The organism is Paenibacillus sp. tmac-D7 (assembly GCF_006519665.1).
Classification (GTDB): domain Bacteria; phylum Bacillota; class Bacilli; order Paenibacillales; family NBRC-103111; genus Paenibacillus_G; species Paenibacillus_G validus.
In genome coordinates, this window is sequence record NZ_VIDW01000081.1 from 1 (window position 1) to 7,986 (window position 7,986).

The window sequence follows — 7,986 nt, forward strand, 5'->3', positions numbered from 1 at the left end:
CGCGCCGTGCGCGATGCGTCCAAGTGGACGCGGATGGTGCCTTGGCTGGCCGCAGAAGGCCAGACGCTGCGCAGCACGCTGACGCCGGACGAGGCGTGGGAGCTGCTGTCACAAGGCAGCCTGCGCTTGATGGAAGCCGGTTATTCCGTCTTCCTGCCGGCCTGGTGGGACCGGATTCGCAAATGGCGTCCGCGCCTCAAGGCTAAGATCAAATCGTCGGTCGGCAGCGGCCCGCAATCGATGCTCGGGTTGAACCAGCTCATGCAATTCGACTGGAAAATCGCGCTGGGGGATCTCGAACTGACCGAGGACGAATTCCGCGAGCTGCTCGCTCAAAACCGCAAGCTCGTGCAAATTAACGGGCAATGGGTGCAGCTTGACCCGGTTCATCTGGCGCAGCTGCAGCAGGTCATGAATCAGGTGCAGAAGAAGCAGGGCCTCTCTCTGCGGGACGTGCTGGAGCTGCATCTGCTAGGGTCCTCCGAAGGCGAAGAGGACCTCGATTTTCATCGCTCGCTGAATATGGAAGTGGAGCTCAACGAGCAGCTGCAGGAGCTGGTCGATCTGCTGAATCATACGAAGCGCCCGCCGCTGCAAGAACCGCCGCTTTCGTTTCGCGGCACGCTGCGGCCTTATCAGATCGAAGGCATCTCCTGGCTGCTCTTCCTGCGGCAATGCGGCCTTGGCGGCTGCCTGGCCGACGATATGGGGCTCGGGAAAACGATCCAAATGATCACGTACCTGCTCCATCTGCGCGAGCAGCGCATCGCCGCCGAAGCGAACGGCCATACGCCGGCCGCGGCCACGACGCCCACCCTGCTCATCTGTCCTACCTCGGTGCTCGGGAATTGGCAGAAAGAGCTGCAGCGCTTTGCGCCGGACCTGCGGGTTCACCTGCACTACGGTCCGAACCGCGCCAAGGGCGACGCGTTCATGGAGGCGTGCCTGGATTGCGACATCGTGCTGACGACGTATACCTTGTCACACCTGGATGAAACGGAGCTTGCCGCCATCGAATGGGAATCGATTTGCCTGGATGAAGCCCAGAACATCAAGAACGCCTACACGAAGCAGGCCTCCTCCATCCGTACGCTGCAAGGGCGGCACCGGATCGCGTTAACCGGGACGCCGATCGAGAACCGGTTGACCGAGCTGTGGTCGATATTCGACTTTTTGAACCCCGGTTATCTCGGCACGCTTCGGGAATTCACCCATCGGTACGTGAACGCCATCGAGCGGACGCAGGACGCCGAGCTGATCGCTAAAGTGCAGCGGCTTATTCGTCCGTTCCTGCTGCGCAGGGTCAAGAAGGATCCATCCATCCAGCTCGATCTGCCGGATAAATACGAATACAAGTCATACGTATCGTTGACGACGGAGCAAGCGAGCGTTTACGAGAACTACATCCGCGACATGTTCGAGCGGCTCGACAAGCTGACGGCCATGGAACGCCGGGGGCTGATCCTGGCCGCCTTGACGAAGCTGAAGCAAATTTGCAACCATCCCGGGCTGATCGAATCGGGGAAAGCGGCCCGCTTGTCATGGAGACACCGTTCGAACAAGGTCGAGCGGTTGATCGAGATGGTGCACGAGCTGAGGCAGGAAGGCGATAAATGTTTGATTTTTACACAGTTTGTCGAAACGGGGTACTTGCTGCAGCAGGCGCTTGGGGAAGAATTCGGGCGGCCGATTCCGTTCCTGCACGGCGGTACCGCCAAAGCCGACCGTGATCGGATGATCGAGGCGTTCCAAGAGAGCGAGGCGGACCATCCGGACGACGCGGGAATCTTCCTGCTTTCGCTGAAGGCGGGCGGGACGGGGCTGAACTTGACTGCAGCCAATCACGTCTTTCATTTTGACCGGTGGTGGAACCCCGCCGTCGAGAATCAGGCGACCGACCGGGCGTTCCGGATTGGCCAAACCCGCCACGTGCAGGTGCACAAATTTGTAACGCTGGGCACGCTGGAGGAGCGGATCGACGAGATGATCGACAAGAAGCTCGGGTTAAGCCAGCAAATCGTAGGCACCGGCGAGCAGTGGATTACCGAGCTGTCGACGGATGATCTGAAGGAGCTGTTCGCTTTGCGGAGCGAATGGGTCGATTAAAATGGCAGCGACCGGGCACGGGACTGTACCTTCGCCTGGTGCGCCCAGTTAAATCGTCAAATCAAAAAACAAATAACAGGCTCCGCCCAGCGGACACGAATAGGTCTGCATGGTCAGAGAGCTGTCAAGATCGGTATAAGGCTGTGACAGACATCCCTGCCGTTGGTGTTTCATTTGCAGCACGGTAGGGATGAAGTACGGCCGCCAGATCCAATTGGATTCTTGATAACGAACGTCTCGGCTCCAGCTCCCGTCCGCTTCGCGCGAGAAGTTCGAGGACACCTGAAACCCCTCTTCCTTGCAGATGTATATACGGACCACGTTCGCACCGACGTGCGGCAGCAGCTTGCCGATCAGCGCATCGGCGTCTGCCGATGAACGGATTTCTACGGAAGACGGCACCAGGCCGCTCAACCTTTCCGTTGCCGCGAACAAGCGGTGCTGGCGGTCCAGCTCGCTATGCGTAAACACGGCGATACTCTCCCGAAGCAGCCCTTCGTAAGCATCTTCCTGCTGCAGGTCCGCCTCAGCCTGCGAGAACAGATACCCTTGCACGTAGCGCGCCCCCACCTGCAGGGCATGATTCAAATCTCCCTTCGTTTCCACCCCCTCCACGAGCAGCGAAGCGCCCATTTGCGCGGCCAGAATGGAGAATGAGTTCAAGACGGCGTTGTATCCTTGGTCTACGGCGCTTTTTTTCAACAATTTTAAATCGATTTTCAGAATGTGCGGCTTCACACTGGCGATCCGATCGTAATTGCTGTAACCGCTGCCGATGTCATCGACTGCAATCAGACAGCCGGCCTCGCGGTACTGCCCGATCATCTCCGACAGCTCGTCGAGTCCGCCCGTGAAATCCTCCTCCGTAATTTCGATCACGATGCGCGAAGGATCCAGCCCGTGACGCCTCATCATCTGCAAGGTCGGCAGCTCTCGCTTCTCCCGGTATATGCGATGGATCCAGGACGGCTTAAGATTGATAAACAGCTTGGCATCGGAATCCGCATCCGCCATGCGCCCGATAGCCCGCGACCGAATAATCCGATCGATCCGCAAATGCTCGGCTTCACTGTACGACGTGTTCTGAAAAAAGGGGCCCAGGCTGCGTACTATGCCGGGACTGACCCGGCGCCCGAGCGCCTCATATCCGATAATGCGCTGCGTCTGCAAAGACAAGACCGGCTGGAAATAAGGAAACGTTTCGGCAGCAGGAGGTAACGTTGCTCGCAGATCCGGGTCGATCATACTCTTCATCCTCCATCACCCTCTGAATGTGTTATTTTATTTCACCAAATTATGATAGAGAATATAACATGCAATGATGATTACTAATTCTAAAGCAGCGGCGGCCGTCGTGCAATCAGGAGCTGCGCGTTGCTCCAAAATGAAGCAATCGCTACCCGAGAGGAATTCGCTGTACAATTGTCGAATAATGGGAGATGACTTTTTATTTTACCTCAGGGGTGGTTATGCAATGAATATACTCCGCTCCAAGATGCCTATTGTTTATTCGGCTATCATCGTCTGCCTCGTTACGATGGTCAGCGTATCCAGCTTCATTGCCTCCGCCAATACCGAAGCCAAGCTGGAGAACCTCGTCAGCGGAGTCATTCCCCTGAACAATCTGGCTGAACATCTGCTGGTCGACTTCATTCATATGGAGACGGGCTTGCGCGGGTACGAAATATCGGGCGACGACAAGTTCTTGGAGCCTTATCATACCGGTAAGGCGCAACTTGAGCTCGATCTCCGCGAGCTGTCCGATTATCAACAACAATACGATCGTCTCGATACTGTGATGACCGTCGAGGCGCTTCCGTCGATCCGGCAGCTGCAAGATTATTACGCCGGGCAACTTGATTTGATAAGAGACGGCCGGAGAGACACCGCTCTACAGAGCGTATCGATCGGCAAGACGTATATGGACCGGTTTCGGGCCGCACATGGTAAGGTGATGGACGAAATCGATCAAATCGCCCTCGACGCGCATCAATCGGCCCATAACGCCAAACGTCTGGCGCGCATTATCCTTGTGATCGGAGGCGCGGCCGACGCTATTGCCGTCATCCTCTCCGTCATTATCTTCAGACGCGCCGCCCGGGCCGAGAAGGCGCTGCGCCACAGCGAGGAGACGTATCGCTTCATGGCGGAGAGCCTGGAGACGCAGAACGAGGAAATCATCGCGCAGCAGGAAGAGCAAGAGTCGACGCTGGAGAAGCTGTCCGAGCGCGAACGCGAGCTGGAAGCCATTACCGGATATCAGGAAAAGCTGACCGGAGCTACACATTTGGACGCGTTCCTGAACACCTCCGTGCCCGCCCTGCTCGAAACGCTGCAGCTCGATGCCGCCATGCTCGTCGTCAATAAAGCGGCTTTGGACGAAGCTCGAGGCGGCCACAGCGACAGCGATAATCCTAGCGATACGGCGGGCAATCCTTTATTTGAAACGATTTACGCCATCGGCTATCCGTCCAGCCTTCCCGCTTCGCGTCAAAGCGAATTATACGGCACCGCTCGGCGCGTTCTGCTGGAGAAGCGGATGCTGGAATCGGTCCGCAACGTGTCCGAGCAGGAACGCGGGTTCCACCTTGGCATTCGGCAAGCTGCCGATTATTATTTCCCGCTCCTGAACGACCGGCAGGAAAGCCTCGGATTTCTGCTGTTGACCGGCTACCTTACGTCCTCCTCCAACCAGAAGGTACGCCTCGCTCAGGGCTTAATCCGCCAGTTCGGGCTCGCCTTTATGGCGCAGCAAACGAATGAGGCGCGCCGGCGGCAGAGCGTGAAGCTGGAGCAATTAAACGAACAGCTGCAGCAAGAGAAGCGGATGATCGAGGAGCAGCGCGACTTGATCGAGAACATTTTGGAATCCGCGCACGAAGGCATGATCATGTGCGACAGGCATGGTCATATCCTATTTCTTAATCAGCGCATGAAAAACTTCCTCGACATCTCGCATGAGGTCGGGGAATCCATCGTCACGGCCATTCGAATTTGGAACGACACCCCGACGAGCGGCCAAATCTTGTCTTCCGTGGAAGGATTGCTGAGGGGCAGAACGGATAATATTACAGAACGCTTCTTCTATACGACCGACGACGGCCAGATGCGCCACGTCGAATTGTACGCCACGAAGATGGGCGATTCGTCCAAACGGCCCGACTCCGGCTTCCTCTTCGTCGTACGCGACCGTACGGAGGAAGAGAAAATCGACGAGATGAAGAACGAATTTATAAGCACCGTCTCGCATGAACTGCGAACGCCGCTTTCCAGCGTGCTGGGCTTCATCGAAATTATGCTGCATCGCCAGCTGACGCCGGAGAAGCAGCGCAAATATTTGCAAACCGTGTACAAGGAAGCGGGCCGTTTGTCCACGCTTATTAACGACTTCCTGGATTTGCAGCGGATGGAATCCGGCAAACAGGCCTATCATTTCGTTCCCGTCGAATTGGGCGCGCTGCTGCGGGAGGTCGCCGAGCCATGGAAGGCGGAGCAAACGCATGAAATCCGGCTGCACAGACCCGAACGGGAGGTGTGGGTGCGGGGCGACGCCGACCGGCTGATGCAGGTGGCGCACAATCTGATCAGCAACGCCGTCAAGTATTCTCCCCAAGCGAACCGTGTTGACATCACGATACGCGAGAACGGGAGTACCGTCAGCTTCGAGGTACAGGACTACGGGCTTGGCATACCGGAAGAAGCGAAGGGCAGCATGTTTACCAAATTTTTCCGCGTAGATAACTCCGACCGGCGGCAGATCGGCGGTACCGGCCTCGGTCTGTCTATCGTCCGCGAGATTATGGACGCCCATCAAGGCTCCATCCATTTCGAGTCGACGATGGGAGAGGGCAGCGTGTTCACCGTTACCTTGAACGCTTATCAGGTCGGAAATGCCGAAGGCAGTATTCTGCTGCTGGAAGACGATGACAATGCCGCCAAGCTGATTCAAGTCGCTTTGATGAAGCTGCAAATCCCGACGATTCACGTGCGCTCCGCCGAAGAAGGGCTTCTTGCGCTGGAACGCGTCGATCAATATCCGCCGCGGCTGTGCATCGTGGACATTCATTTAAAGGGGCCCCAATCGGGGTGGGATTTCCTGACCGAGCTGTACAGGCATCCCAAGTTTCACCGCACGCCGGTTATCGTCTCCACGGCGCTCGAGCCGCCGCACGACTATTACGAGAAGGATTCGGAGAAATATTTGCGCAAGCCGTTTACCGTAAATAAACTGCTTCAGGTCGCCGAGCATCTCATGTTTCATAACGATCGCCGCCCGGCATATATTTTCCCGCCGCAGGACGAAAGCCTTATTCGCAGCCGGCTGGCCCAGAGCGGCATCGAGATTGAATCGATTACGACAGGCAGCGATCATATCCAGATTGAACCGACGCTGAAGCAAGGCACGGTTTGACGCGCAGGTCAAATAGACGGTACACATGTTCGTACCGTCTATTTGGGCATGTCCGGTGCGGCGGCTCGCCACATGCCTCGCTCAAAGCGGCACTCCGTCCGGGTTATCCAACGCCCCTGCCGGAAATCGCGGCCGCGAATGACAACGTGGTCCTGCTCCACACGTACGACCAGCCCCTCGCTTCGGTCGTCGGCGCTTCCGGAAGCTTCAGCCGGTCCCTCATATTCCGGGCGGCTGACCGATGACCCGGCTACGGACAATAGCCGGTCCGCGACGACAGTCCCGGACTGCCCAAGCCCCGCATGCGTATGGCCGGAGAACACAATCACCCGCGGATGCCGCGAAAGTATGTCCCGAAGCTCGCGGTGCTGCACGACACCGCGCCCGCGTCCGCTTCCGGCTACCGTATTCGGCAGCGGTTGATGCAGAAACACGAAGATCGGCTGTCCGGAAGGCTCCTCCGCCTGCAGCCGCCGCTCCAGCCAACGAAGCTGCTCCTCGCTAAGGAACGCATCTTCACCGTAAGACGGATCGGATAGCCGGTATCGCTCCGAACCCAGGAATAGAAACAAGCGATCGTGTAGGCTCCGTTCCCGGTACACCTTCGGTTGGCCGGTGAAGCGCAGAAACCGTCCGATGGCCGCCGCTTCCGTCTCTCCGTTCGGGAATCCTTTCGGCCGCCATTGCCGATTGGCCCCGTGCCACATCCGGTAAAACTCGTGATTGCCGAGCGTGAAGTGAATTTCGCCCGGATGCGGACGTTCGGATAACAGCCGCTGCAGCGTCCTATAGTCCTCCGGGTCGCCGTCGCCCAAATCACCGTTCAGCACGAGCGCCTCCGCTTCAGGCGCCGCACCGTGCAAGTCGTCGAGCGCCCGCTCAAATTTCCGGATCGCCTGGCGATCCCAGCTCTGCACGTGAATGTCGCTTAGCACCGCGAAGGTCAGCGGCGATGAGCGGCCGGCCGCGGGCAGCGTGAGAGATCCGGGTGCAGCAGAATGCGCATTCGGGCCCGCAGCCTCCCAAAGCTCGCCTGAGCGGCCGGCCGCCATGCTTCCGGCTGCGGGCTGTGCGCCCAACAGCCAGACGCAGACGGCCGCGCGAAGCAAGCTTCCAAGAAAACTCACAGCTCATCCCTCCCTTTCATCGATATGCCTCTAATATGCGATATTTCCCCAGTTTTTAGAACCGCTATAGGCATCCGCTGAAAAATCAGGGACGGTGACATTGGCCCAATCCGCTCCTGCACCCCCGACATAAGATGTATGGTGTGAAAGCACAAAACCACCTTAAGGAGGAAACAACAATGTCACATGTAGGTCACGGTTTCACTTCCACGGGCGTAATTCTGGTACTCTTCATTCTGCTGGTCATCGTCAGCCGCGCGTTTTTATAATTGATAAATGCGGTTCGGGCCGTCACAGGCCTCGGGCCTTCTACCTAATCGGCCACAACAACGGTCAGGAAGA

General features: G+C 57.6%; 5 protein-coding genes. 3 read left to right on the forward strand and 2 right to left on the reverse strand.

Features of this window, described 5'->3' with window-relative positions; translation table 11 throughout:
* The coding region (locus tag FKP33_RS26120) for a DEAD/DEAH box helicase (RefSeq protein WP_141336756.1) at nt 1-2,106 on the forward strand (2,106 nt) is incomplete at its 5' end.
* 48 nt (nt 2,107-2,154) lie between these two features.
* Here the strand turns inward: FKP33_RS26120 and FKP33_RS26125 are convergent.
* Nucleotides 2,155-3,351, reverse strand: coding sequence for an EAL domain-containing protein (locus FKP33_RS26125; protein WP_181410288.1), 1,197 nt, complete (start codon nt 3,349-3,351; stop codon nt 2,155-2,157).
* 229 nt (nt 3,352-3,580) lie between these two features.
* On the opposite strand from FKP33_RS26125, the gene FKP33_RS26130 reads away from it, so the two are divergent.
* Nucleotides 3,581-6,517 (forward strand): ATP-binding protein, encoded by a 2,937-nt coding sequence (locus FKP33_RS26130; protein ID WP_141336758.1) that lies wholly within the window; start codon nt 3,581-3,583, stop codon nt 6,515-6,517.
* Between the two features lie 38 nt (nt 6,518-6,555).
* Here the strand turns inward: FKP33_RS26130 and FKP33_RS26135 are convergent, their stop codons facing one another.
* Complete coding sequence (locus FKP33_RS26135) at nt 6,556-7,644, reverse strand: metallophosphoesterase family protein (RefSeq protein WP_141336759.1); 1,089 nt, start codon at nt 7,642-7,644, stop codon at nt 6,556-6,558.
* A gap of 179 nt (nt 7,645-7,823) precedes the next feature.
* Here FKP33_RS26135 and FKP33_RS26140 point away from each other — a divergent pair, with 179 nt between their 5' ends.
* Entirely contained in the window at nt 7,824-7,913 is a 90-nt protein-coding gene (locus FKP33_RS26140) for a sporulation protein YjcZ (protein ID WP_127605080.1), read from the forward strand.
* Nucleotides 7,914-7,986: the final 73 nt, after the last annotated feature.